Below are 22,949 nucleotides of genomic sequence, written 5' to 3'. Positions count from 1 at the left end.
CCACACCGGCCAGTCACACCTGGCGTTCAACAGCTCAGTTGTTTTTGGCCGCCGCCCTTTCGTCTCTGAAGCGCTGCATCGGGGTCTTGCCGTCGGTCCTGACCATCGCGATGGCCTGATAGGTTTTCTGCTCCGGTGGCAGGATTGGAACGCCGGGGAATCGGTAATCGCTGAAGCCCTGCAGTGCTTGCTGGTCGAAATCTTTATTGCCTGAACTTTCCCGCAGAGAAATCGCCGGCACCAGCGAACCGGGGCTGTATTCCAGCTGTACCTGGATCGTTTTCCCGGCGGTAGCCGGTGTGATGACCTTTTCGAAGGCTTTCTCAATGCCCTTCATCTTTAACCTGAGGCCAACCTTCACCCTGCTGACAAACACATTGTTATAGCGCTGTTGCTGCTCGATGGTCATGACGACGCCCTTGTCGCGCAGTCGTTCGAGGCCTTTCCAGGAGGTTTCGCCGCCGGCAGTGCTGGCGTTGAAGTAATGGGTCAGCGCGCCTTGGAGATCCTGCGGCCCGCCCTTGCCCTCCTCCATGTACTGCGCCAGTTTGAGTTCGATGTCGGTATTGCCGGGTTTGGCAACGGCACGCTGATAAAAATCTCTGGCCGCCACGAGATCCACCGGCCCGCCAATACCTTCTTCCGCCATGACGCCCAGGCGGCCGTAGGCTTGAGGGTCATCCTCGGCGACGGACAGATAAATGTCTTTGGCGCGGGGGATGTCCTGCGGCACGGCGCGGCCAAACTCGTAGATTTTGCCGAGGACCATTTTGCAGCCGTTGTCGCGACGGGCGTAATAACGGAGGTCGTCGAGCTCAAGCTCGCTGAGCGATGTCCGTTCCAGATAAGGAAAGCAATGGAAGATCGGGTATTCAACGGCAATCGGGTTGGGTCCGCCGAAGGGTTTGCAACCCGCAATGAGGGCGGTGAGCGAGAGTACGGCAACAACCTTGTTCATGAAGTGCATCCGTGGAAATCGTTCGAACATCATCGGCCGCTATCGAGAAAAAATGAGCCTGCGATGAATCCTGTGAGAGTGAGAGTGGGCGTGCTGGCGAAGGCCAAGCGTTGCTCCCCAAAGAGGCTGGGATCAGCCAAGCAGCATACGGCGCTCCGCCTCGCACAACCCCACCACATAATCCCAGACCACCCGCAGCCGTACCGACTTGTGCAGCTCACGCCGCGTGCTGATCCAGTAACTGCGTTCGATGCCCTCCTCCGGCAATAAAGGCACCAGATCAGGATCGCCAGCCGCCATGTAACAAGGCAGCACCGCAATCCCCAATCCCGAGCGTGCGGCCTGCTGCTGGGCGATGACGCTGGTGCTGTGGAAGACCACGCGCGGGTTGCGGCAGAAGCTGTTGAGGAACATCAGTTCCTGGCTGAACAGCAGGTCATCGACGTAGCCGATCCAGGCGTGACGGCCGAGGTCTTCGCGACTGCGCAGCGGCGGCGCGTGGTCGAGGTAGGCCCGGCTGGCGTAGAGCGCGAGGCGGTAGTCGGTGAGTTTGCGGGTGACCAGCATGTCGGCCGCCGGGCGTTCTAGGTGGATGCTGATTTCCGCCTCACGGTTGAGGATGCTGACGAAGCGCGGCACCGCCACCAGTTCCACTTCCAGCCCCGGATAACGCTCGAACAGTCCGATCATGCGGCTGGCGAGGAACATCACGCCGAGGCCTTCGGTGACGCCGACGCGGATCTTGCCCAGCGGCGCGGTGGATTGGGTGATTTCTTCCTGGGCCAGCAGCGCGACGTTTTCCATGGCCTCGGCGTGCTTGAGCAGCGCCTCCCCCGCCGGGGTCATTTCGTAGCCCTGGGCGTGCTGCACGAACAGCGCGGTGCCGAGGCTCTTTTCGATGGCTTCGATATGCCGCGCCACGGTGGCGTGGGTGGTGTTGAGCCGGCGCGCGGCGGTGAGCAATCGGCCGCTGCGCTGCAACTCGAGAAAGAACCGCAGGTCATTCCAGTCGAACATCGCTTGTCCTTGTCGGCTATCGTCAACGAACGCTGTTTGAAAACGCACAGCGGCTGCGCAAAAACTAACATTCTTTTAACGAAAGCTAACAACTAGGATGACCCTCAACAAAAACAAGAAGCGAGGTCAGGGAATGCAGACTTCCCTTGATGAATACGACTACATCGTGGTCGGCGCCGGGCCGGCCGGGTGTTTGCTGGCCAATCGACTGTCGGCGGACCCGCAACAGCGCGTGCTGTTGCTCGAGGCCGGCGGGCGCGACAACTATCCGTGGATTCACATCCCCGTGGGTTACCTGTTCTGCATCGGCAACCCGCGCACCGACTGGTGCTTCAAGACCGAAGAACAACCGGGCCTCAACGGCCGCAGCCTGAGCTACCCGCGCGGCAAGGTGCTCGGCGGCTGTTCCTCGATCAACGGCATGATCTACATGCGCGGCCAGGCCAGCGACTACGACGGCTGGGCGGCCGAGGGCAATCCCGGCTGGGCCTGGAACGACGTGCTGCCGCTGTTCATCAAGAGCGAAAACCACTTTGCCGGTGCCGCCGAGTTTCACGGTGACCAGGGTGAGTGGCGGGTTGAGCGTCAGCGCCTGTCATGGCCGATTCTCGACGCCTTCCGCAGCGCCGCCGAACAGAGCGGCATTGCCAGCATCGATGACTTCAATCAGGGCGATAACGAAGGTTGCGGCTACTTTCAGGTCAACCAGAAGGCCGGCGTGCGCTGGAACGCAGCGAAGGCGTTTTTGAAGCCGATTCGCGACCGGGCCAATCTGACGGTGCTGACCGACGTCGAAGTGGATCGCGTGCTGTTCGACAACGGTCGCGCAGCGGCAGTCAGCGCGCGTTGCCAGGGTCAGCTAAAGCGCTTCAAGGCGCGCAAGGAGATCGTGTTGTGCGCGGGGTCCGTGGGTTCGCCGAGCATTTTGCAGCGTTCCGGAATTGGCCCGCGTCCGTTGCTGGAACGCCTCGGCATCGGTGTCAGCCATGAGCTGCCGGGGGTCGGCGGCAATCTGCAGGATCACCTGCAACTGCGTCTGATCTATCAACTGGAAAACGCCCGCACCCTGAACCAGATCGCCGGCAGCGTGTGGGGCAAGATGGGCATGGGCCTGCGCTATCTGTATGACCGCAGCGGGCCGCTGTCGATGGCGCCGAGTCAGTTGGGCGCGTTCGCCCGCTCGGGGCCGGAACAGACGTCGGCCAATCTTGAATATCACGTCCAGCCGTTGTCGCTGGAACGCTTTGGCGAGCCGTTGCACAGCTTTCCGGCGTTCACCGCGTCGGTCTGCGATTTGCGTCCGCAGAGCCGTGGCCGGGTGGAGATTCGTTCCGCTGATCCGCAGGCCGCGCCACTGATTCAACCCAATTATCTGAGTCATCCCGAAGACCTGCGCGTGGCCGCCGACGCGATCCGCCTGACCCGACGCATCGTCAGCGCCCCGGCCCTGCAAGCGTTCAAACCGGTGGAGTACCTGCCCGGCACCAGCCTGCAAAGCGAAGAGCAACTGCACGAAGCGGCGGCGAAGATCGGCACGACGATTTTCCATCCGGTCGGCACCTGCCGCATGGGCAACGACGCCGAGGCGGTGGTCGATGCGCAACTACGCGTGCATGGCGTGCCCGGTTTGCGGATCGCCGATGCCTCGATCATGCCGCGCATCACCTCGGGCAACACCTGTTCGCCTACGCTGATGATTGCCGAAAAAGCGGCGCAACTGATCCTCAACCCGGACACAAGAACCATCACGGCGAAACAGGAACTGGCCCATACCCTGTAGAAACCGAAAAACCCTGCATCAGCTTCACGGACATCGCGCATTACCCGGAAACGCAACACCAGTGGAACAACAAAAACAATCACTGTGAGGGATACCGATATGTCAGAACACGCTCAGCCCATGGCCGCCACGCTCAGCGCGGACGCCAGCCCCGATACGCGCAAAGTCATCTTCGCCTCGTCCCTGGGGACGGTGTTCGAGTGGTATGACTTCTTCCTCTACGGCGCCCTCGCGGCGGTGATCAGCAAGCAGTTTTTCGCCGGGGTCAACGACACCACGGCGTTCATTTTCGCGCTGATGGCGTTCGCGGCGGGGTTCATCGTGCGGCCGTTCGGTGCGCTGGTGTTCGGGCGACTGGGGGACATGATCGGGCGCAAATATACCTTCCTCGCCACGATCATCCTGATGGGCGTGGCGACTTTCGCCGTGGGCCTGCTGCCGACCTACGCCAGCATCGGCATCGCCGCGCCGATCATTCTGGTGCTGTTGCGCATGCTCCAGGGCCTGGCGCTCGGTGGCGAATACGGCGGCGCCGCAACTTACGTGGCGGAGCACGCGCCGATCGGCAAACGCGGTTTCCACACCAGCTGGATTCAATCCACCGCGACCCTCGGCCTGCTGTTGTCGCTGCTGGTGGTGCTCGCCTGCCGCTACTTCACCGGCGATCAGTTCGAGGTCTGGGGCTGGCGCATTCCGTTCCTGCTGTCGATCGTGCTGCTGGGTATTTCCACCTGGATTCGCCTGAGCCTGCACGAGTCGCCGGCGTATCTGAAAATGAAAGAGGAAGGCAAGACCTCCAAGGCGCCGATCCGCGAATCCTTCGGCAAATGGGAAAACCTCAAAGTGGTGCTGATTGCGCTGTTCAGCATCAACGCCGGGCAAGCGGTGACCTTCTATGCCGCGCAGTTTTATGTGCTGTTTTTCCTCACGCAGTTTCTGAAAATGGACCCGGCGGTGGCCAACAGCCTGCTGATTATCAGTGTGGTGATCGGCGCGCCGTTCTTCATCATTTTCGGCTGGCTGTCGGACAAGGTCGGGCGCAAACCGGTGCTGATGCTCGGCCTGCTGCTGGCGACGGCGCTGTACTTCCCGATCTTCAAATCCCTGGCCCACTATGCCAACCCGGCGATTGACCAGGCCAGCCGCCAGGCGCCGATCACCGTAACGGCCGACCCGGGCACCTGCACCTTCCAGTTCGATCCGGTGGGCAAGGCCAAATTCGACAGCCCGTGCGACAAGGTCAAAACCTTCCTGGTCAAGCAGGGCCTGCCCTACGAAAGCGCCGCCGCCCCGGCCGGCAGCGCCGTACAGGTAAGCGTCGGCGACGTGAAACTCGACGGCTTCGACGAAGCCGCCCTGCGCGGCGCCATCACCCTGGCCGGCTACCCGCAACAGGCCGACATGCAGCAGATCAACAAACCGATGATTGTCGCCCTCATCGTCGCGCTGATCGTCATCTCGGCCATGTGCTACGGCCCGCTCGCGGCGCTGATGGTCGAACTGTTCCCGACCCGCATCCGCTACACCTCGATGTCCCTGCCCTACCACATCGGCAACGGCTGGTTCGGCGGTTTCCTGCCAACCGTATCGTTCGCGCTGGTGGTATACACCGGGGATATTTTTTACGGCTTGTGGTATCCGGTCTTGATTACCGGGGTGAGCCTGGTGGTGGGGATGATTTGTCTGCGTGAGACGAAGAATATTGATCTGGACAAGAACTGAGATCCGCTGAACACCGTTGAGGCGAGGTGGCTGACACCCTCGCCTCAATGTCGTATCGCTGCCGTCAGTCCTTGATCACCTCAAACTTCACCTGATCCGGATAAAACGCCACGTAGTCGCGAATCGCCGCGACCGAGACTTTCGGGTGTTCGTAGGTCCACACCGCATTCGCACTCTCGTGCCCCGGCACCTGCAAGGTGAAGTAATTGGCGTCGCCCTTGTACGGGCAGTAGCTGGTGTGGTCGGTGCGGGCGAAGTATTTTTCGTCGATGTCTTCGCGCGGGACGTAGTACACCGGGGGGTAGTTGGCTTCGTTGAGGATCAACGCATGGGAGGATGCCGCGACCTGGATGCCGTGGAATTTCACCAGCAGGCAACCTGAGAGTTCTTCGAGGGCGATGACGGGACTTGGGCCTGGGCGTTTCATCGGTTTCTCCTGAATACGGCAAAGAGACCGGTTCAGGTATAACTCATGGGCTGCGATTGCGCCGGGTTCGCGGCTGAACGGTTGATTCCAACTTCCAAAGCCCCTCATCGGAACACCGCCCAGCCCTCTCCCAAAGGGAGAGGGCCGCTCTAGCGGGCATCACGCAACAATATCAGTCGCCACCGCCTGCCCGACCACGCCCACGGCGAAGTCCACCGAACCCTGTCCGGTCAGATCGATCATCAGGCTGGTCTGATGGGTCTGCTCGAAGTAGGTAAGGATCGCGTCGCCCGCGTGCCCGGTGAAGCCGCTGACAAAATTCAGCGTCGCCGAGCCATTGGCGAAGCCGGCGATGCCCGACAGGTCGATCTTGTCCAGGCCGCTGGTGAAATCCATGATCCAGTCCGGCGCGGTCATGGTCGAATCGCTGGCCGCACCGAACACGAAGGTGTCGGCGCCCTCGCCGCCCCACAGCGAATCACCGCCGCCACCGCCGTAGAGGATATCGTTGCCCGCCCCGCCCACCAGATCGTTGGCCGCTGCGTTGCCGATCAGCAGATCATTTCCCGAACCGCCGATGGCGTTCTCAAGCGTCACGCCGTAGGCGATGGACACGTTGCCTACCAGCCCGCCGACATCGGAGAACGAACCTTCATTGAGGTTGATCTTCTGGTTCTGGCTGAAACCGGAGAAGTCCAGGGTGTCGTTACCACCCCCGTCCCACACCGAAAACACCACTTTCGAGGCGTTCGATGTAGCACTGTAGAAATCCCGCTCGGCGTTGGAATTGAACCCGTAAACGGTGTCGCCGGCACGGGTGTCCAGGTTGGCGCCATAGAGTTTCTGCACCGCCACGATGTCGTCCAGCAACGGCGCCGAAGCATAGGCGCCGCTGCCGTCCTTGCTGAAGTTCTGGTCGGTGTTGGCTTCGCTCCAGTAGCTCATCAGGCTGTAGCCACGGGTGTCTTCGGCGTACTTGGCGTCGTTGTAGGTCGGGTTGCCGTTGCCGGCGTTGTAGGCGCCCGGGTGCGACAGGCCGAGGGTGTGACCGATTTCGTGGGTCAGGGTCTGGCGCCCGTAGTTGTTGGTGCCCGGCGTCTCGTTGACCCGATATTGGTCATTGATCAGATACCACGACTGGCCGTCATAACTGCTGCCGCCCGGCAGGTAGGCAAACGCCGCGCCGCCGGTGCTGACGTCATAGTTGCCGAACGTCATGTGGCCGTCGCCGCCGCTGCCTTCGCTGAAGGTCACATTGGCCACGTCCGACCACGATTGCATCGCCAACACCGCCTGGGCTTTTTGCAGCGCGCTGAACTCGCTGAAGTTGCCGAGTTTCGGGTTGTAGTTCGCCGGTTTCCCGGTCAGGAAGCTGTAGCTGAGATCAATCTTGCCGTCAGCGTTCTTGTCCTGCCACGACAGGCCCTTGCGCAGGATTTCATCAGCGGCCTGATCGGCGGTGAACGACGGTTTGCCGTTGACGGTTGCATTGCCGCCACGGTCATACAAATGGCTGAACGTGTCGACTTCGTCGTAGGCCTTGGATTTCACTCGGAGCATGGTGTACGTCCTTGTTTCAAAGTAGTCAGTGTCCGACAGACCACGCGATCTTCTGGCGAGATCGTCCTGTCACTCGCCCTTCACGGAGACCGGAAGGCGGGGTGAACCTGACATGGCCGACCAGAAAGGCGCCAATCAATTTCTCGATAGCCCGACACCCTGTCCCGGTTTGCCACGACATCACCGGCAATCTTTTATCTGTATATCCATACAGATAAAAGTTGCTCCGGCGCCCGACTCCGGCCATTCTGTGCACCTCTGCGGGCAATGATCGACGATGGTGGTTATGCGGCTGTACCTCTGTGAAAAACCCTCCCAGGCCAAGGATATCGCGGCTGTGCTCGGTGCCCGGCGCCGAGGCGACGGCTGCTGGCTGGGGACGGACGTCACGGTGACCTGGTGCGTCGGCCACCTGCTGGAAACCGCCCCGCCGGACGCCTATGACGCCCGCTACAAGCGCTGGGTGCTGGCGGACCTGCCGATCATCCCCGACAAATGGAAAATGACCGTCAAGCCGCGCACCGCCAGCCAGTACAAAGCGGTGAAGCGTCTGCTCGGCGAAGCCAGCGAACTGATCATCGCCACCGACGCCGACCGCGAGGGCGAGATGATCGCCCGGGAGCTGGTGGAGCATTGCCGCTATCGCGGGCCGATCCGGCGCCTGTGGCTGTCGGCGCTGGACGAGGCATCGATCCGCAAGGCCCTTGCCGCGCTCAAGCCGGGCGCCGAGACGTTCAGCCTCTATCACTCGGCGCTGGGACGCTCCCGGGCCGACTGGCTGATCGGGATGAACATGAGCCGTCTGTTCACCCTGCTCGGCCGCCAGTCCGGGTATCAGGGTGTGCTGCCGGTGGGCCGGGTGCAGACGCCGACCCTGCGGCTGGTGGTGGATCGTGATCGCAGCATCGCCGATTTCGTCCCGGTGCCGTATTGGGCCGTCGATGTGCAATTGCTCCACGACGGCACGCCATTCACCGCTCAGTGGCGGGCGCCGGGCGATGCCTGTGACGATCAGGATCGCTGTCTCAACCAGGCGCTGGCTCAGCAAGCGGCGGCAGCGATCAGCAACGCCGCCAGCGCCCGGGTGGTCAAGCTACGCACCGAACGCATACGCGAAGTGGCGCCGCTACCCTTCGACCTCGGCACCCTGCAGGAGGTCTGCTCGAAGAAACTCGGCCTCGGCGCCCAGGAAACCCTCGACATCGCCCAGGCGCTCTATGAAACCTACAAAGTCATCACTTACCCGCGCAGCGACTGCGGCTACCTTCCGCTGAGCCAGCACAGCGAGGCACCGGGAATTCTCGCGGCGCTGCGTCAGGCCGACCCGAGCCTTGAAGCACTGCACGGGCATCTGGAACCGCAGCGTCGCTCCCGGGCCTGGAACGACGCCAAGGTCAGCGCCCACCACGGCATCATCCCCACCGCCGCCGCGAAAAACCTTGAACGTCTGACCGGCAAGCATCGCGCGGTCTACACGCTGATTCGCGCGCGCTATCTGGCGCAGTTCCTGCCCAACCATGAATACGACCGCACCCAGGCGGATTTCGACTGCGCCGGTGAAGCCCTGCGCGCGGTGGGCAAGCAGATCATCGAACCGGGCTGGAAACGCGCCCTGCCCGAAGCCCTGGCGCCAGCCAAGGGCCGTGAAGCACCGGCACCGCAAACCCTGCCGACACTGACCCAGGGCGCCGAGTGCGCGGTGGCCGACGTGAAGCTCAAGGATCTGTGGACGCAACCACCCAAGCCCTACACCGAAGGTGATCTGATCAAGGCGATGAAGAACGTCGCCAAACTGGTGGAAGATCCGCTGCTCAAGCAGAAACTCAAGGACACCACCGGCATCGGCACCGAAGCCACCCGCGCATCGATCATCCAGGGCCTGCTCGATCGCGGTTATCTGGTGAAGAACGGCAAGGCGCTGGCCGCGACACCCGCGGCGTTCAGCCTGATCGACGCGGTGCCCCGTGCGATCGCCGATCCCGGCACCACGGCGATCTGGGAGCAGGCGCTGGACATGGTGCAGAGCGGCGAAATGAGCCTGGAAGAATTCGTCACCAAACAGGCAGCCTGGATGAGCAAGCAAGTGGCTCGGTGTGCCGGACTGAGCCTGAGCATCAGCGGCCCGCCTCCCGCCGGCAAGGCTGCCGCGCCATGGAAAAACAAGCGCAAATCCACCCGGCGCAAAACTCCGGCCACCGGCAAACGCACGGCGAAACCGAAGGCCGGTTAAAACGCGCTACTGTTTGTGCAAGGTGCATCCTTTCGGGAGTCCCGGCATGGCCGACATCGAACTGCTCGCTGCCCAGCGCGACGAACTGGACACCATCGAAAACCTGATGCAGTTCTACCTGTACGACTTCAGCGAATGGTTGCCGCTGAAACTGGCGGAACATGGTTTCTTCCGCGTCCAGTTCAAGGACGACTACTGGCGCCTCCCGGCGACCCGGCCGTTTCTGATCAGGGTCGACGGCGAACTGGCGGGATTCGTGACCGTGGATGACCACATTCACATCGAAGGCGCCGAGCACAACATCGGCTATTTCTTCATCAGCCGAAAATTCCGTGGCCAAGGCGTCGCGCAGTTTGTCATCTCTGCCCTCTTGAGCCGTTTCCCCGGTCGATGGCAGATTTTCCATATCGACACCAACGTACCGGCCCGGCGCTTCTGGGCCGGACTCATCCCGGTGCTGAGCGGCGGCGAATTCACCTTGCAGCAACGGCTCGTAGACGGCTATCCGTGTACGTTCTACTGCCTGCACAGCCCTTCCTCCGCCGTTTGAGCGGAACTTTTCTCATTCCAGAATGACTTTGTCCGACAATATGTAGTGCTCAAAAATAATCACTACAAAACCGTTGACGGCATCGTTTTGCTTTTGCATGATGCAGACGTCTCCCCGATCGGGAGCACTGGTAACACGCTTGAGCAAGCTCGTCTGACCGCCGAGCTGTTTTTTCCGGATACACGCTGCCCACAAGGCAGATTGAAGAAGCTGACCTGGCCTGAACGTCCAGTACAAGGACGAGAAGCGCTGGCGAAAATTCTCAAGACGCTTGTGGTCGACCCTGAAAACGTCGTCAAGGAGCCTCCCGGTTTTCGCTGCTTCTCCTCGTTGTGACGCTATTGCGTAGCAGTTATTCAACACGACTACATGCAACAGATGCATGACCCCGTACTTATCACGGGCGACCGCTGACGTCCTGGTTTCGGTGCCAGGGATCAACTAACCGATGGGCTACCTGTATTAGCGAATCAACTTTGAAAGATCACCAGACTGGTCAAGGGGCAAAATCATGAATCTGAACAATCAACCTACTATCGAAGAACTGGCTCGTATGTTCGCGGCGCAGAAAGACACGCTCGACAGCCATATTCTGTGGATCAGCAAGTCGGGTCAGGTGCATATCGACTGCCTGTCGCCCCACGCTGGTGAAGAAGAGTTCGACCGGAACAACCAGAACCTGCTGGCCCGCCTGAAGATGTACCGTCGCGGCCACGGCTATGTCGGCAAGAAAGCCGCAGCCGACAAGGACTTCATCGGTAATGTTCTGCAAACGCTGAAACAGGCGTGGGACTCGATGCAGAACAAGAACGAAGTTCGGGTGATTGATCGGTTCTGCTGAGTTGTAAGTTCTCTATATATATAAAAAGGGCCTGCTTCTGTAATGGAAGCAGGCCCTTTTTTTATTCGCCTGAAAAGTTTGTGGTGACGGTTAGATCCGTCCCTCTTCCTCTGGGAGAGGGTCAGGGTGACGGCTGCTCCCGGCTTAACACCAATTCCAGAAACGCCACCGCCGCCGCACTGTGGTAATTGTTCTTGCGCCGCAACAACGCCGCCCCTCGCTGGGGCGCCTCGCTCTGCAACGCCAGCCTGCGCAACGCCCGATCCTGCGTGGCAATCGCCTCCGGCAACATGGTCGCGATCGGCGCATGACGCATCACTTCCAGCAACGTGCTCACCGAGTTCACCTCGATCTGCACTTTCGGCGTGATGCCGTGCTGACGAAAATACTCATCAATCGACAGCCGCGTGATGAAATCCGGCCCCAACAGGGCGAAGTCCAGTTGCGCGATGTCGCGCGGCGTCAGCACTGAAGTGCTGTCGTACAAAGGATGCTCACGCCCGACCATGATCCCCAGCGTCTCGACAAACGCCGGAATGCACTCGATCTCCGGGTTGCGCACCGGGGTAAAGGCAATCGCGATATCCAGCGAGTCGTCCGCCAGCCCAGCCTCGATGTCGTCCATCGACAGTTCGAAAATCTGCAGGCGAATCCCAGGGAAGCGCGCCACGTAATCACGCACCAGCGGCCCGACCAGATACGCCATGAACGTCGGCGTCATCGCCAGGCGCAGGCTGCCGCGAGACAGATCCCTCACGTCATGCAACGCACGCTTGCCCGCCTCCAGCTCCACCAGCACCCGCCGCGCACATTCGATGTAAGCCTCGCCGGCATCGGTGGGTTTGACTGAACGCGAAGTGCGGTCGAACAGGTTCACCCCGAGGCTTTCCTCCAGCTGGCGAATCTGTTGCGACAAGGTCGGCTGCGACACATGCAGCGCCTCGGCCGCGCGGGTGAAGCCGCCGTGATCGGCCACGGCCAGCAGGTAACGCAAGTGTCGAAGCAGCATCGGGCACCCTATCTATAGGTGTTACTTATGCTTTGCATTGTATATCGATCTTGGACGCTATGGATCAATCGGCAGAAGATGAACCCACACCGCAAGCCAACTCCGATAGGAATGACACCATGCAACAGTCCCACGCTTACAACGATGCCAGCCTCGCTCTGACCACCCGCGCCCTGGACGCCAAGGCCCGCAAAAATCTGTCGTGGCAGGATCTGGCGGATGACACCGGCCTGAGCCTGGCCTACGTCACCGCCGCCCTGCTCGGCCAGCATCCTCTGCCGCAAGCCGCCGCCCAAGTGGTCGGCGACAAACTGGAACTGGACACCACCGACATCGCCGCCCTGCAAATCATCCCGCTGCGCGGCAGCCTCAGCGGTGTGCCGACCGACCCGACCATCTACCGCTTCTACGAGATGATCCAGATCTACGGCACCACCCTCAAAGCCCTGGTCCACGAACAATTCGGCGACGGCATCATCAGCGCGATCAACTTCAAGCTCGACATCAAGAAAGTCGAAGACCCTGAAGGCGGTTCCCGTGCCGTAGTCACCCTCGACGGCAAGTTCCTGCCACTGCGTCCGTTCTGATTCATCCCGGCCCGCACGCCGTGCGGGCCTCACCCAATCTCGATTGCACTTGTCACCACATTCGTCTGGAGGCTGCCCCATGCAAAAAATTCTGCTGACCCTGACCCTGATCGCCGGCCTGAGCACCCAGGCTCACGCCGCCGAGGAAGCTGTCGCCTATCGCTACGGAATGAATCTGGATATTGCCAAAGTCATCAGCATCACCCCGGTTGCCGATGTCTGCGGCGTGGTTCCGGTCGAAATGACCTACCTGGACAGCGACGGTGCCAAACACATTTTGCAGTACAGCGAATTCGGCAGCGGCTGCTCGAACTGAGAGGACACACCATGAAAAACCTGATCGCAGGCTTCCTGAAATTTCAGAGCGAGGCGTTCCCGCAACGCACCGAACTGTTCAAACACCTGGCCACCACCCAGCAACCGGGAACCTTGTTCATCACCTGTTCCGACAGCCGTGTCGTGCCGGAACTGCTGACTCAACAAGAGCCCGGCGAGCTGTTCGTGATTCGCAATGCGGGCAATATCGTGCCGTCCTACAGCCCGCATCCAGGCGGGGTTTCGGCGACGGTGGAATATGCGGTGGCGGTACTCGGCGTGACCGATATCGTGATCTGCGGCCACTCCGATTGCGGTGCGATGACTGCGATTGCCCAATGCAAATGCATGGATCACCTGCCCGCCGTCAGCGGCTGGCTGCAACACGCCGAGTCGGCGAAGGTGGTCAATGAGTCGCGGCCTCACGCCGATGACGCGGCCAGACTGAGTTCGATGGTGCGGGAAAACGTGATCGCGCAACTGGCGAATATCCAGACGCATCCAAGCGTACGCCTGGCGCAGGAGAAAGGTCTGCTCAACCTGCATGGCTGGGTGTACGACATCGAAACCGGTTCGATCGACGCCTTGAGCGCCGACCGGCGCACCTTTGTGTCACTGGCGCAGCAGCCCGCAACCTGCGCGGTTCAGGCAACATCGCTCGATGCTGCCTGAACAGGTTGGGCGGGACGATTACCCGTGGCGAGGGCATTTGCACCCTCGCCACAGGCACGCTGAATTCAGCGCTTCACGCCAAGATCGATCTGGGTCATGCGGCTGCGTACAGTGAACACGCCGTCACCGGAGAGAATCGCGCTACGGGCGAACAACCGCCCGCTCTCCCAGTTCGAAAGCCCCAGTTCCGGCTTGTTCAGCGCGTACTGACCATCGACCCAACGGGTGATGCCGTTGCCCACGAACGGCGCGTTGACCGCGCTGTAGAAACGCTCCTGCTCCGCTGCGTTCTCGCTGATCAGCGACACAGTGAACTGCGGGCTGTAGCGGTTGAACAGGGTAATCGCCTGATCCAGATCGTCGACAATCATCAGACTGACTTCCGGGGTTTCTTCCCATTCCCACTCGCGGCCCAACTGCGCTTCGGGCAATGGCTCGGCCTGCGCTTCGGTCTTGTAGCCTTCGGCGCGATAGACCTCGACCGTCGCGCTTTGCCATTCGTTCGGCAGGCAACTTTCACTGCCCTCGACGATGTGCAACTTGCAGCCCTGACCGCGTGCGGTGCCGGCCTGCTGCAAGGCATCGAGGAACAGCGGCACCAGTTCGGCCGCGCGCTCGCGCTGGATCAGGCAGACGTTGAGGGTGTTGCAGACCTTGCGATCCAGGGAGTTGCGCACCACCGCCGCAAAGCGTGTAGCGTCGGCCTCGCGGTCGGCGATTAGCCACGCACCACCGGTGCCGTGGAGGCTGACGGCGGTGCCGGCCTGCTGGGCGATGCTGCCCAACTGACTGACCGCGCGGCCCGAGCCTCGGGCAACTGCCAGCGACAGGCGCCGGTCGGCAAACATCGCCCAACCGGCGGCATGGTTGACGCTCTCTACCAGCGACACCGCGCCCGCCGGCAGACCGGCATCGGCCAGCGCCGGGTTCAGCGCGTGGGTGACGATGGCTTGAGCGGTGCCCAGGGCATCGCTGCCAATGCGCAGCACGGCGGTGTTGCCGGTACGCAACACGCCAGCGGCATCGGCGAAGACGTTGGGCCGACCTTCGAACACAAACGCGACGATGCCCAGCGGCGACACCACCTGCTCGACCTTCCAGCCATCGTGCTCGACGCTGCTGATGACCTTGCCGCGCGTGGCCGGGGCATCACGCCAGGCCCGCAGGCCGGCGATCATGTCGCGGCGCATGCGTTCATCGGCGAGCAAACGGGTGGTGGAGCGACCGCGCGCCTTGGCGCGCTCGATGTCGGCAAGGTTGGCGGCTTCGATCAGCGCCCAGGCATCCGGGGTTTCCAGACGTTGGGCGAACAGATCGAAGAAGCGGCTGATGGCCTCGTCGGACACCGCCGACAACGCCGTGAACGCCGCAGCGGCGCGTTCGATCGCCACGGCTGCCGCCTGTTGATCGGCCACGGGAATCAGCAACAGCTCGCCACTGACCTGCTCCACCAGCAGGTGATCGCCGGGTCGGAAGCGCTCAGCCAGTTCGGGGCTGACCACGGTGACGCGGTTACCAGCGAAAGGGATAGGCGTGCCAGCGACGAGACGTTCAAGCGCGAGAGACATGGAGCGGATTCATCCTGTGAGAAGCGGCCGAAAAATGTATAGCAATGCCCTCCCCCAAGGCAACACAGATCCTCCGGGGGAGTGGCGCTCTTCCCGCCTTATCCGGGGAGTCTGTCAGAACACCGACCAGCCGATCCGCGAGCTGAGCATTTCCAGCGCCGCCATGCCGGCCAGCGAATTGCCCGCCGCGTTGAGTTCCGGCGACCACACGCAGACGGTGAACTGCCCCGGCACCACCGCGACGATACCGCCGCCGACCCCGCTCTTGCCCGGCAGGCCGACGCGGTAGGCGAAGTTGCCCGCCTCGTCGTAGAGGCCGCTGGTGGCCATGATCGAGTTGACTTGCTGGGTCTGGCGCGGGGTGAGGATCTGTTCGCCGCTGTGTTTGCAGTAGCCGTCGTTGGCGAGGAAGCAGAATGCGCGGGCCAGATCGATGCAGCTCATGCGCAGGGCGCAGTGGCTGAAGTAGCTGCGCAGCACCGCTTCGACGTCGTTGTGGAAGTTGCCGAAGGATTGCATCAGATAAGCCATCGCCGCGTTGCGCGCGCGGTGCAGGTATTCGGAGTCGGCGACCTTGCCGTCGACCATCACCTGCGGATTGCCCGACAGGCGCCGGACGAAATCGCGCATCGACAGCGCTGGCGCGGCGAACCGTGACTGATTGATGTCGCAGATCACCAGCGCCCCGGCATTGATGAACGGATTGCGCGGGCGGCCGCGCTCGAATTCCAGTTGCACCAGCGAGTTGAACGGCTGGCCGGACGGCTCGTGGCCCAGACGCTCCCAGATCGCCTCGCCGGAATGCTCGATGGCCTGCACCAGGCTAAATACCTTGGAAATACTCTGCACCGAGAACAGGGTGTCGGCGTCGCCGGCGCAGTACATTTCGCCGTCGTTGCCGTAGACGGCAATGCCCAGTTGGTTGGGCGGGACGGTGCCGAGGGCGGGGATGTAGTCAGCCACTTTGCCCTGCCCGATCAGGGGCCGGACGGCGTCAAGGATTTCGTTCAACAGGGCTTGCATGCCGGGTTCCGAAGTTTCGCCCCGGTGGGATTGCGGGGACACGGTGGCTAGACGCTTTTTTCGGGGGTTGGATCACACTGGTTTTTGGTGGGCGCTGCGGCCTCTGGGCCGACAGGTTTTTTTTGGGGGGGTTGGGGTGTATATCCGTTTCTGCGGGTGTTTTTGCTGGCGGTTTCGCCCTGACGGCGAGTCACCTTTTTCAGACGCCAAAAAGGTAACCCAAAAGGCTTTGCCCCGGCGTACGGCCCCTCGCTTAGGCTCGGCGTCCCTTCGTTCCGGGACTCATCCGGGGGGCATCGCCTACGGTTTGCTTCGCTGCACCTCCTCTCGATGTGTTTGGCTGCGCCAAACGGTCGCTGCGCTCCCACCCCCGGATAAATCCCTCCACTCAGCCTGCCGAAGGGGCCGGCACGGCAAGATCAAGAGCGGTACTCGAGCTAACGCTCATTGTGTTGAGTGGTGAGAAGCAGGGGCGGACGGCTTTGGCTTTGGCTTTGGCTTTGGCTTTGGCTTTTGCTTGTGCTTGTGCTTGTGCTTTGGCTTTTCTGTGGGAGTGGGCGTGCCCGCAAGGCGGCCTTCGGGCCGACCGGGTTTTGGCGGGTGTACATATTCTTTTCGGCCACTCCGGTCAGTCCCCTCTCCCTCTGGGAGAGGGCTAGGGTGAGGGCCGCGATTCTGAGGGTGCTGGAGAATTATCTGAACCCATGGTTTCAACAGCCTCCTCTGCCATGTATCGCACTGTATCCACCCCAGCCGCAGACACACGATCCCGATAAATCCCCCTCCCCCGCGACACATCCCCGATACACCCCGGGCGTCAAATGAACCTGTCGATCGGCACTGCCGGTACAGCCTCTCAACTCATTTGATGCAACGGAGATTCACCATGACCCAGCTCTCGAAAACGTCCCTGACCCTCGGCCTGCTGCTTGCCGGTGGTCTGGCTTTGTCCAACGCGGCATCGGCCGCCGAAGCGTTCAGCGTCAAGCCGCTGGATCACGGTTACAGCCAGGCTCAGGCGCAATCCGACAGCGGGGAAAAGTCCTCGGAAGGTAAATGCGGCGAAGGCAAGTGTGGCGCCAGCGAGTAACCCGTGTACGGGACGCTTCGGTGTCCCGTTTCTCTCTGATTGAATGGAGTTCACCCCATGACCACTGCCCTCTCCTCCGCCGTCAAAGGCTTGCACTTCAACCTGGATCGCGCAGGTCAATGGCTCGCGCCGCTGACCCTGCGCCTGTTCATCGCCTGGGAATTCTTCGAATCGGGTCTGGAGAAATTCAATGGCCAGAACTGGTTCGAGGATATCCAGGAGCGCTTCCCGTTTCCCTTCGACCACCTGCCGGCGACGCTGAACTGGGAGCTGTCGATGTGGGCCGAGTTGATCGGTGCCCTGGCCATTCTGATCGGCTTCGGTACGCGGATTTCGGCGATTTCGCTGATTGTCGTGACCATCGTCGCCACCGCTGCCGTTCACTGGCCGGCGGACTGGTCGTCGTTGAGCGAATTGGCCCAGGGTTATGCGATCACCAACAAGGGCTTCGGCAATTTCAAGTTGCCGGCGATCTACCTGGCCGCGATGGTGCCGTTGGTATTCGCCGGGGCCGGGAAGTTGAGTGTGGATGCGTGGCTGGCGCGGCTGTTCTGGAAGCGCGCCAACCGTTGAACGACACCCTCGGTAAAACTCAGTGCACCCGGTCCAGCCCGGCGAGCAGCGCGGTGTCGCGGCTGTAGATGTCCGGGGCGTATTGCACGCGGCCATGGTTGTCGACCTGGGCGGTCCAGTAGGTCATCAGGATCGGCACTGGATTGCTCAGGCGGAACTCGTGGGTGGTGCCGCTGGCGAGCAAGGTGTCGGTGCGGGCTTTTTCTGCCGGGCTGAGTAAAAAGTCGCGCAGTTTCAGTGGATGCTCGACCCGCACGCAACCGGAACTGAACGCCCTCGGCCCTTTGTCGAACAGCGCCTTGCTCGGCGTGTCATGCAGGTACACCGAGAACGGGTTGGGAAAGCGGATGACCATTTGCCCAAGCGGGTTGCGCGGGCCGGCGTCCTGGCGCAGGAGGATGTTGCCGGGGTTGTCCCAGTCGATGTCCGCTGCGGCCAGTGGCTGGCCGTTGGCGTCCAGCACCTGCAGGTTCTGCCGGCTGAGGAAGGTCTGGTCCTTGCGGATCTCCGGCAGTTTGTCTTCCTTCCAGATCGTCGGCGGCACGGTCCAGGTCGGGTTCAGGGTCAGGCGCGTGACCCGGGATTTGAGCAATGGAGTCTGGCGCTCGGCGCGACCGACCTGGGTGCGGGTCTGCCACACCGGCAGGCCGTCCTGATACAGGGTCAGTTCGGCGGCGGCAACGTTGACCAGCAGACCATCCGGCTCCATGTCCTGGGCCAGCCAGCGGAAACGTTCGAGGTTGACCCGCAGTTGTTCGCGGCGAGTCAACGGACTGATGTTGAGTTCGGCGATGGTGCCCGGCCCGACCACGCCGTCGGCCTGCAACGAATGATTGGCCTGGAAGCTTTTCACCGCCTCGACCAGTACGCCGTGATACGCGTTGTCCGGAGTGCCGACCGCGCTGCTCAGATAGCCTTCGCTGTACAAGCGCAGCGCCAGTTCCGGCACGCGTTTATCTTCCATGTCCGGACGCAGCAGCGGCCCGTTGCCGACCGACTGCCAGTGCGGCAGGGCTTGCAAGCGTTGCGCGGCGTAGAGGTGACGCAGGTTCTGGTATTGCGCCAGACGCGGGCGGGCCAGGTCGAAGGCAGCTGCAATGTCATGCATCCCCGGCACGGCGATCGCCAGCAGTTCGGCCTGGCGGTCACGAGGCGTTTCGTCGGAATGCCACAGCGGCTCGAAGTGCGATTGCAGCAGGCGACCGTAGTGCAAATCCTGCAAGGCTTGCAGGTAATAGCGGCTGATTTCGATGTCGGCGCACAGCTCGCCGTCCTGTGGTGCGCTGGCCGCCACCGGGTAGCGTTTCGGGTTCAGGCCGTCGTCGGCCAGCAGTTGCAATTGCGCCTGCAAGGCCGGTAATTGCTGGCTCTGCGCCCATACCGGTAACCAGTCCTGTTGCTGATAGAACGCCTGCAATTGTTCAAGCGCCGGGCCGTTGAGGTTCGCGGCAACGCCCGGGCACGCCTGCGGCAGACCGATCAACACGGCTTGCAACGGGCTCTGCGGCTCGACCGGCAATGGCGCCGGCAGTGTTTCCAGCGGCGGTAACGGCGCTTCGGCGGTCGCGACCAACGGCGCTGCGAGCAAACAAATGCTCAAGTAACATGCGCATTTTTTGAACAACTGCTTTACTCCAATCCATGGCCACCTTGATAGTGGTCAACCTTACATCAGGTGCGGTGAACAGTCAGGCTCGATTCTCGGGCCTGCCGGGGACGACTGGACGTCAGGAGCCAAAGTGCCAATGAGCAACAGATGAGGACACTTTCTAAATGTTGACGTTTTTGCGCCGACTTTTGTTGACTGCCACCGCCGTCGGGCTGGTGACCAGTCAGGTTTTCGCCGCCGGCACCACTTCGCCGGTTTTGTACACCAGCCTCGCGCACGCCGCACCGGAACTCAATCCCCAGGCGCTGAAAGGCGCATTGAACGCCATGCAATGTGCGATCAACAACGGCGCCAAACAGTCTCGCCACCTGGCGATCATCGATTATTCGCAGCCGTCCACCGCGCGCCGCCTGTGGATCTTCGACCTGACCCGCAAGAAACTGGTGCTGCGTGATCTGGTCGCCCACGGTTCGAACTCCGGGGAAAACTTCGCCACGCAGTTCTCCAACCGAGAAGGCAGTTTCCAGTCCAGCCTCGGTCTGTTCCGTACCCAGGAAAGTTACGAAGGCACCCACGGTTACTCGCTGCGCATGGACGGTCTGGAGCCGGGTTTCAATGACATGGCCCGCGACCGCGCCATCGTGATTCACGCCGCCGATTACGTGAATCCGTTGTGGAGCAAGCGCCAGGGGCGCATCGGACGCAGCCAGGGCTGCCCGGCGGTACGCCCGCAAATCGCCCGGCGGGTGATCGACAGCCTGAAGAACGGCCAGTTCATGTTCTCCTGGTATCCCGACCAGCGCTGGCTGAAAACCTCGCCGTATCTCAACTGCCAGCCGCAACAGATTGCGAGCATCCTCAGCACCCACGGCAGTTGAACCACACAACCGTTTCCTTACATCGTTCCCATGCTCTGCGTGGGAACGATCAACAGCATTGACTCGTCCCCGTTTCATTACAGATTTGTAATCGAGTTGTCGGTTTAGCGAGCGAATCGCTCGGTAGCCTGAAGTTGTCCCGGCCAGAACGCCGATCCTCTTCAGACTACCGAGTACTCCATCATGAAAACCCTGATCCTCGCCTTCACCGCCCTCCTCGCCAGTGGTTCGGTATTCGCCGCGACCACCCCGGACACTGCCGTCATTCATGACAAACCCGGTTTCTTCGTGCATCTGGATGTCGACAAAGTGCTCTCCAGCACCGATATTTCCCAGGCCTGCGGCGTGATCCCCGCGCGGCTCAATTATCTCGACAGCCAGGGCCGTGAACATGTGCTGGACTATCAAGTGCAAGGCAGCGGCTGCACCAATGACAACTAAGGCGAAGCGTCCATGAACATCCTTGTCGTCGAAGACGAACCGAAGGCCGGCAACTACCTGCTCAACGGCCTGCAGGAACTGGGCTACAGCGTGAGCCTGGCCCGGGACGGCGCCGACGGCCTGCACCTGGCGCTGGAGCACAGCTTCGACGTGATCGTGCTGGATGTGATGATGCCGAAAATGGATGGCTGGGAAGTCCTGCGCCGGCTGCGCAAGGAAGCCGACACGCCGGTGCTGTTCCTCACCGCCCGCGACGACATCGCCGACCGGGTCAAGGGCCTGGAACTGGGCGCCGACGATTACCTGATCAAGCCGTTTTCCTTCGCCGAACTGGTGGCGCGCCTGCGTACCCTGACTCGCCGTGGCCCGATCCACGAAGAGGAACATCTGCAAGTCGCCGACCTGCAGATCGATGTGCTCAAGCGCCGGGTGACCCGCGACAACATGCGGATCACCCTGACCAACAAGGAGTTCGCCCTGTTGCAATTGTTCGCCAGCCACACCGGGCAAGTGCTGTCGCGCTCGCTGATCGCCTCGCGGGTGTGGGACATGAATTTCGACAGTGACACCAATGTGGTGGATGTCGCCGTGCGCCGCCTGCGACAGAAGATCGACGACCCGTTCACGCTCAAGCTGATCCATAGCGTGCGCGGCATCGGCTACCGCTTCGATACCCAGCCATGAAGAAAAACGCCGGCACTTACTCCCTGACCCTGCGCCTGGCGCTGGTGTTCGCCCTGCTCGCCTTCGGTTCGCTGGCCGGCCTCGGCGCGGCGCTGTATCAGGAGCTGGAGGAGCAGTTGATTCGTCGCGATGACATTTCCCTGGTCAGCCGTGTCGATCAGTTGCGCACCTTCCTCAACGACAGCAACACCCTGGAGCTGATCAAGAACAAACCGGCGCTGTTCCAGAACATGCTCGGCAACCGCGAAGCGCTGCTGACCATCGGTGCACCGGGGCAACCGCCATTGCTGGTGGTCAACCCCGGCAACCTGAACACCCCGACCCTGCCCGCCGTGCCCATCGACCACCCGATGACCCTCAAGGATGTGCAGCATCTGCCCAGCGTCAACGGCGTACCGTTTTCGGCGGTGGCGGCGACCATCGACTCCGGCGAACTGGGCAACCTGCAGGTGCTCACCGGCCGTTTGATGAGCGAGCGCACGGCGATGCTCGCCAACTACCGACTGAGCGTGTACGGCCTGGCGACGCTGGCGGCGGTGGTGTTGGCGTTGATCGGCTGCTTGTTGGTGTATCGCGGCCTGCTGCCGTTGCGCCGGCTGGCGCGTCATGCCCACGGGATCGGCGTCGGCAACCTCGGCGAGCGCCTCGACAGCCACGGCACGCCACGGGAATTGCAGCCGATGATCGACGCGTTCAACGCCATGCTCGATCGACTCGCCAAAGGCTTTGTCCAGTTGAGCCAAGTCTCCACCGACATGGCCCACGAACTGCGCACGCCGATCAACAACCTGCTCGGCGAAACCCAGGTCGCCCTGCACCAGAACCGTAGCATCGAGGCCTATCAGCAGTTGCTCGCCTCCAACGTCGAAGAACTGGAACGGCTCACGCGGATGCTCGACAACATGCTGTTCCTGGCGCGCACCGATCCTTCATCGGCGTTGAGCCAGCGCCAGGAACTGGACGCCGCCGACGAGATGCAGCGCATTGCCGATTACTTCGAAGGGGTGGCGGCGGATGTCGGGATCAGCATCGAGGCGCGCGGCAGCGGCGTGATCTGGGCCGAACCGATGCTGCTGCGCCGGGCACTCGCCAACCTGTGCGCCAACGCGATCAAGTACGGCGCGGCGGACTCGACGCTGCAGGTCGAGGCGGTGGCCGAGCCTGAGGGCAGCTACCTGCGGGTGCGTAACCAGGGCGCGACCATCCCCGCCGAACATTTGTCGCGGCTGTTCGAGCGCTTCTACCGCGTCGACCAATCCCGCGAACGTTCGGCGCAATCCAACGGCCTGGGGTTGTCGATCGTCGCGACGATCATGCAACTGCATCAGGGCCGGTACAGCGTCAGCAGCCTTGAGGGCGTGACCTGTTTCGAGCTGTTTTTTCCGGCTCGGGAGTGAGCTCGGCTCGCGAAGAGG

Annotated in this window: 23 protein-coding genes; 15 read left to right on the top strand and 8 right to left on the bottom strand. The window is 61.9% G+C overall.

The features are described 5' to 3' along the window. Positions 1-34: 34 nt before the first annotated feature. Together KVQ74_RS22585 and KVQ74_RS22580 are read right to left on the bottom strand one after the other, a co-directional pair. Positions 35-958 carry a tetratricopeptide repeat protein gene (locus KVQ74_RS22585; RefSeq protein ID WP_217833591.1) on the bottom strand — a complete coding sequence of 308 codons (924 nt, stop codon included), beginning with the start codon at positions 956-958 and terminating at the stop codon, positions 35-37. Positions 959-1,090: 132 nt separating this feature from the next. Next, positions 1,091-1,975 (bottom strand): LysR family transcriptional regulator, encoded by an 885-nt coding sequence (locus KVQ74_RS22580; protein ID WP_217833590.1) that lies wholly within the window; start codon positions 1,973-1,975, stop codon positions 1,091-1,093. A 133-nt stretch (positions 1,976-2,108) separates the two neighbouring features. Between KVQ74_RS22580 and KVQ74_RS22575 the strand changes: the two genes are divergently transcribed. Both KVQ74_RS22575 and KVQ74_RS22570 read left to right on the top strand, forming a co-directional pair. Next, on the top strand, positions 2,109-3,755 hold the full coding sequence (locus KVQ74_RS22575; RefSeq protein WP_217833589.1) for a GMC family oxidoreductase: 1,647 nt from the start codon (positions 2,109-2,111) through the stop codon (positions 3,753-3,755). 99 nt (positions 3,756-3,854) lie between these two features. Next, entirely contained in the window at positions 3,855-5,477 is a 1,623-nt protein-coding gene (locus KVQ74_RS22570) for an MFS transporter (protein WP_217833588.1), read from the top strand. Between the two features lie 64 nt (positions 5,478-5,541). On the opposite strand, the gene KVQ74_RS22565 is transcribed toward KVQ74_RS22570, so the two are convergent. Further along, positions 5,542-5,904 (bottom strand): DUF427 domain-containing protein, encoded by a 363-nt coding sequence (locus tag KVQ74_RS22565; protein ID WP_217833587.1) that lies wholly within the window; start codon positions 5,902-5,904, stop codon positions 5,542-5,544. Between the two features lie 159 nt (positions 5,905-6,063). After that, positions 6,064-7,464 (bottom strand): serralysin family metalloprotease, encoded by a 1,401-nt coding sequence (locus KVQ74_RS22560; protein WP_217833586.1) that lies wholly within the window; start codon positions 7,462-7,464, stop codon positions 6,064-6,066. Between the two features lie 286 nt (positions 7,465-7,750). Between KVQ74_RS22560 and KVQ74_RS22555 the strand changes: the two genes are divergently transcribed. From KVQ74_RS22555 to KVQ74_RS22540, 4 genes are all read left to right on the top strand, one after another. Further along, a complete protein-coding gene (locus KVQ74_RS22555; RefSeq protein ID WP_217833585.1) occupies positions 7,751-9,694 on the top strand; it encodes a DNA topoisomerase III in 1,944 nt (647 codons plus the stop codon). Between the two features lie 46 nt (positions 9,695-9,740). Beyond that, on the top strand, positions 9,741-10,244 hold the full coding sequence (locus KVQ74_RS22550; protein WP_217833584.1) for a GNAT family N-acetyltransferase: 504 nt from the start codon (positions 9,741-9,743) through the stop codon (positions 10,242-10,244). Positions 10,245-10,289: 45 nt separating this feature from the next. Further along, positions 10,290-10,580, top strand: coding sequence for a hypothetical protein (locus tag KVQ74_RS22545; protein WP_217833583.1), 291 nt, complete (start codon positions 10,290-10,292; stop codon positions 10,578-10,580). Between the two features lie 175 nt (positions 10,581-10,755). After that, positions 10,756-11,085: a hypothetical protein gene (locus tag KVQ74_RS22540; protein WP_217833582.1), complete on the top strand. Its 330-nt coding sequence runs from the start codon at positions 10,756-10,758 to the stop codon at positions 11,083-11,085. A 121-nt stretch (positions 11,086-11,206) separates the two neighbouring features. Here KVQ74_RS22540 and cynR read toward each other — a convergent pair whose 3' ends face one another. Beyond that, positions 11,207-12,094 carry a transcriptional regulator CynR gene (cynR, locus tag KVQ74_RS22535; RefSeq protein ID WP_217833581.1) on the bottom strand — a complete coding sequence of 296 codons (888 nt, stop codon included), beginning with the start codon at positions 12,092-12,094 and terminating at the stop codon, positions 11,207-11,209. Between the two features lie 119 nt (positions 12,095-12,213). Here cynR and cynS point away from each other — a divergent pair, with 119 nt between their 5' ends. From cynS to KVQ74_RS22520, 3 genes are all read left to right on the top strand, one after another. After that, the gene (gene cynS / locus KVQ74_RS22530; protein ID WP_217833580.1) at positions 12,214-12,681 is read left to right on the top strand and encodes a cyanase; all 468 of its coding nucleotides are present in this window, start codon (positions 12,214-12,216) and stop codon (positions 12,679-12,681) included. A 79-nt stretch (positions 12,682-12,760) separates the two neighbouring features. Continuing rightward, the gene (locus KVQ74_RS22525; RefSeq protein ID WP_217833579.1) at positions 12,761-12,997 is read left to right on the top strand and encodes a DUF2790 domain-containing protein; all 237 of its coding nucleotides are present in this window, start codon (positions 12,761-12,763) and stop codon (positions 12,995-12,997) included. A gap of 11 nt (positions 12,998-13,008) precedes the next feature. Beyond that, a complete protein-coding gene (locus tag KVQ74_RS22520; protein WP_217833578.1) occupies positions 13,009-13,668 on the top strand; it encodes a carbonic anhydrase in 660 nt (219 codons plus the stop codon). A 65-nt stretch (positions 13,669-13,733) separates the two neighbouring features. Here KVQ74_RS22520 and KVQ74_RS22515 read toward each other — a convergent pair whose 3' ends face one another. Together KVQ74_RS22515 and glsB are read right to left on the bottom strand one after the other, a co-directional pair. Next, entirely contained in the window at positions 13,734-15,236 is a 1,503-nt protein-coding gene (locus tag KVQ74_RS22515) for an aldehyde dehydrogenase family protein (RefSeq protein ID WP_217833577.1), read from the bottom strand. Between the two features lie 114 nt (positions 15,237-15,350). Continuing rightward, complete coding sequence (gene glsB / locus KVQ74_RS22510) at positions 15,351-16,259, bottom strand: glutaminase B (RefSeq protein WP_217833576.1); 909 nt, start codon at positions 16,257-16,259, stop codon at positions 15,351-15,353. A gap of 886 nt (positions 16,260-17,145) precedes the next feature. Between glsB and KVQ74_RS22505 the strand changes: the two genes are divergently transcribed. Next, positions 17,146-17,349, top strand: coding sequence for an HvfA family oxazolone/thioamide-modified RiPP metallophore (locus KVQ74_RS22505; protein WP_217833575.1), 204 nt, complete (start codon positions 17,146-17,148; stop codon positions 17,347-17,349). 57 nt (positions 17,350-17,406) lie between these two features. Beyond that, positions 17,407-17,922 carry an HvfX family Cu-binding RiPP maturation protein gene (locus tag KVQ74_RS22500; RefSeq protein ID WP_217833574.1) on the top strand — a complete coding sequence of 172 codons (516 nt, stop codon included), beginning with the start codon at positions 17,407-17,409 and terminating at the stop codon, positions 17,920-17,922. Positions 17,923-17,941: 19 nt separating this feature from the next. Here KVQ74_RS22500 and KVQ74_RS22495 read toward each other — a convergent pair whose 3' ends face one another. Then, on the bottom strand, positions 17,942-19,546 hold the full coding sequence (locus KVQ74_RS22495; RefSeq protein WP_217833573.1) for a L,D-transpeptidase family protein: 1,605 nt from the start codon (positions 19,544-19,546) through the stop codon (positions 17,942-17,944). A 149-nt stretch (positions 19,547-19,695) separates the two neighbouring features. Between KVQ74_RS22495 and KVQ74_RS22490 the strand changes: the two genes are divergently transcribed. The 4 genes from KVQ74_RS22490 (at position 19,696) to KVQ74_RS22475 (ending at position 22,931) form a co-directional block, all read left to right on the top strand. Then, a complete protein-coding gene (locus tag KVQ74_RS22490) occupies positions 19,696-20,409 on the top strand; it encodes a murein L,D-transpeptidase catalytic domain family protein (protein WP_217833572.1) in 714 nt (237 codons plus the stop codon). A gap of 183 nt (positions 20,410-20,592) precedes the next feature. Next, positions 20,593-20,850, top strand: coding sequence for a DUF2790 domain-containing protein (locus tag KVQ74_RS22485; protein WP_217833571.1), 258 nt, complete (start codon positions 20,593-20,595; stop codon positions 20,848-20,850). Positions 20,851-20,862: 12 nt separating this feature from the next. Further along, a complete protein-coding gene (locus KVQ74_RS22480) occupies positions 20,863-21,534 on the top strand; it encodes a heavy metal response regulator transcription factor (protein WP_217833570.1) in 672 nt (223 codons plus the stop codon). After that, complete coding sequence (locus KVQ74_RS22475; RefSeq protein WP_217833569.1) at positions 21,531-22,931, top strand: heavy metal sensor histidine kinase; 1,401 nt, start codon at positions 21,531-21,533, stop codon at positions 22,929-22,931. The genes KVQ74_RS22480 and KVQ74_RS22475 overlap by 4 nt, the downstream gene beginning before the upstream one ends. Positions 22,932-22,949: the final 18 nt, after the last annotated feature.

The sequence above is a fragment of the Pseudomonas botevensis genome (assembly GCF_019145475.1).
GTDB lineage: Bacteria > Pseudomonadota > Gammaproteobacteria > Pseudomonadales > Pseudomonadaceae > Aquipseudomonas > Aquipseudomonas botevensis.
This window is presented reverse-complemented; position numbering and strand designations above follow the sequence as displayed.

Excerpts from the sequence above, each read along its gene's own strand:
- KVQ74_RS22550 (WP_217833584.1), top strand. The coding sequence starts at position 9,741 with ATGGCCGACATCGAACTGCTCGCTGCCCAGCGCGACGAACTGGACACC.
- KVQ74_RS22525 (WP_217833579.1), top strand. The coding sequence starts at position 12,761 with ATGCAAAAAATTCTGCTGACCCTGACCCTGATCGCCGGCCTGAGCACC.
- cynS (WP_217833580.1), top strand. The coding sequence starts at position 12,214 with ATGCAACAGTCCCACGCTTACAACGATGCCAGCCTCGCTCTGACCACC.
- KVQ74_RS22500 (WP_217833574.1), top strand. The coding sequence starts at position 17,407 with ATGACCACTGCCCTCTCCTCCGCCGTCAAAGGCTTGCACTTCAACCTG.
- cynR (WP_217833581.1), bottom strand. The coding sequence starts at position 12,094 with ATGCTGCTTCGACACTTGCGTTACCTGCTGGCCGTGGCCGATCACGGC.
- KVQ74_RS22480 (WP_217833570.1), top strand. The coding sequence starts at position 20,863 with ATGAACATCCTTGTCGTCGAAGACGAACCGAAGGCCGGCAACTACCTG.
- KVQ74_RS22490 (WP_217833572.1), top strand. The coding sequence starts at position 19,696 with ATGTTGACGTTTTTGCGCCGACTTTTGTTGACTGCCACCGCCGTCGGG.
- KVQ74_RS22475 (WP_217833569.1), top strand. The coding sequence starts at position 21,531 with ATGAAGAAAAACGCCGGCACTTACTCCCTGACCCTGCGCCTGGCGCTG.
- KVQ74_RS22540 (WP_217833582.1), top strand. The coding sequence starts at position 10,756 with ATGAATCTGAACAATCAACCTACTATCGAAGAACTGGCTCGTATGTTC.
- KVQ74_RS22505 (WP_217833575.1), top strand. The coding sequence starts at position 17,146 with ATGACCCAGCTCTCGAAAACGTCCCTGACCCTCGGCCTGCTGCTTGCC.
- KVQ74_RS22570 (WP_217833588.1), top strand. The coding sequence starts at position 3,855 with ATGTCAGAACACGCTCAGCCCATGGCCGCCACGCTCAGCGCGGACGCC.
- KVQ74_RS22575 (WP_217833589.1), top strand. The coding sequence starts at position 2,109 with ATGCAGACTTCCCTTGATGAATACGACTACATCGTGGTCGGCGCCGGG.
- KVQ74_RS22485 (WP_217833571.1), top strand. The coding sequence starts at position 20,593 with ATGAAAACCCTGATCCTCGCCTTCACCGCCCTCCTCGCCAGTGGTTCG.
- KVQ74_RS22565 (WP_217833587.1), bottom strand. The coding sequence starts at position 5,904 with ATGAAACGCCCAGGCCCAAGTCCCGTCATCGCCCTCGAAGAACTCTCA.
- glsB (WP_217833576.1), bottom strand. The coding sequence starts at position 16,259 with ATGCAAGCCCTGTTGAACGAAATCCTTGACGCCGTCCGGCCCCTGATC.
- KVQ74_RS22520 (WP_217833578.1), top strand. The coding sequence starts at position 13,009 with ATGAAAAACCTGATCGCAGGCTTCCTGAAATTTCAGAGCGAGGCGTTC.
- KVQ74_RS22580 (WP_217833590.1), bottom strand. The coding sequence starts at position 1,975 with ATGTTCGACTGGAATGACCTGCGGTTCTTTCTCGAGTTGCAGCGCAGC.
- KVQ74_RS22515 (WP_217833577.1), bottom strand. The coding sequence starts at position 15,236 with ATGTCTCTCGCGCTTGAACGTCTCGTCGCTGGCACGCCTATCCCTTTC.
- KVQ74_RS22560 (WP_217833586.1), bottom strand. The coding sequence starts at position 7,464 with ATGCTCCGAGTGAAATCCAAGGCCTACGACGAAGTCGACACGTTCAGC.
- KVQ74_RS22555 (WP_217833585.1), top strand. The coding sequence starts at position 7,751 with ATGCGGCTGTACCTCTGTGAAAAACCCTCCCAGGCCAAGGATATCGCG.
- KVQ74_RS22585 (WP_217833591.1), bottom strand. The coding sequence starts at position 958 with ATGAACAAGGTTGTTGCCGTACTCTCGCTCACCGCCCTCATTGCGGGT.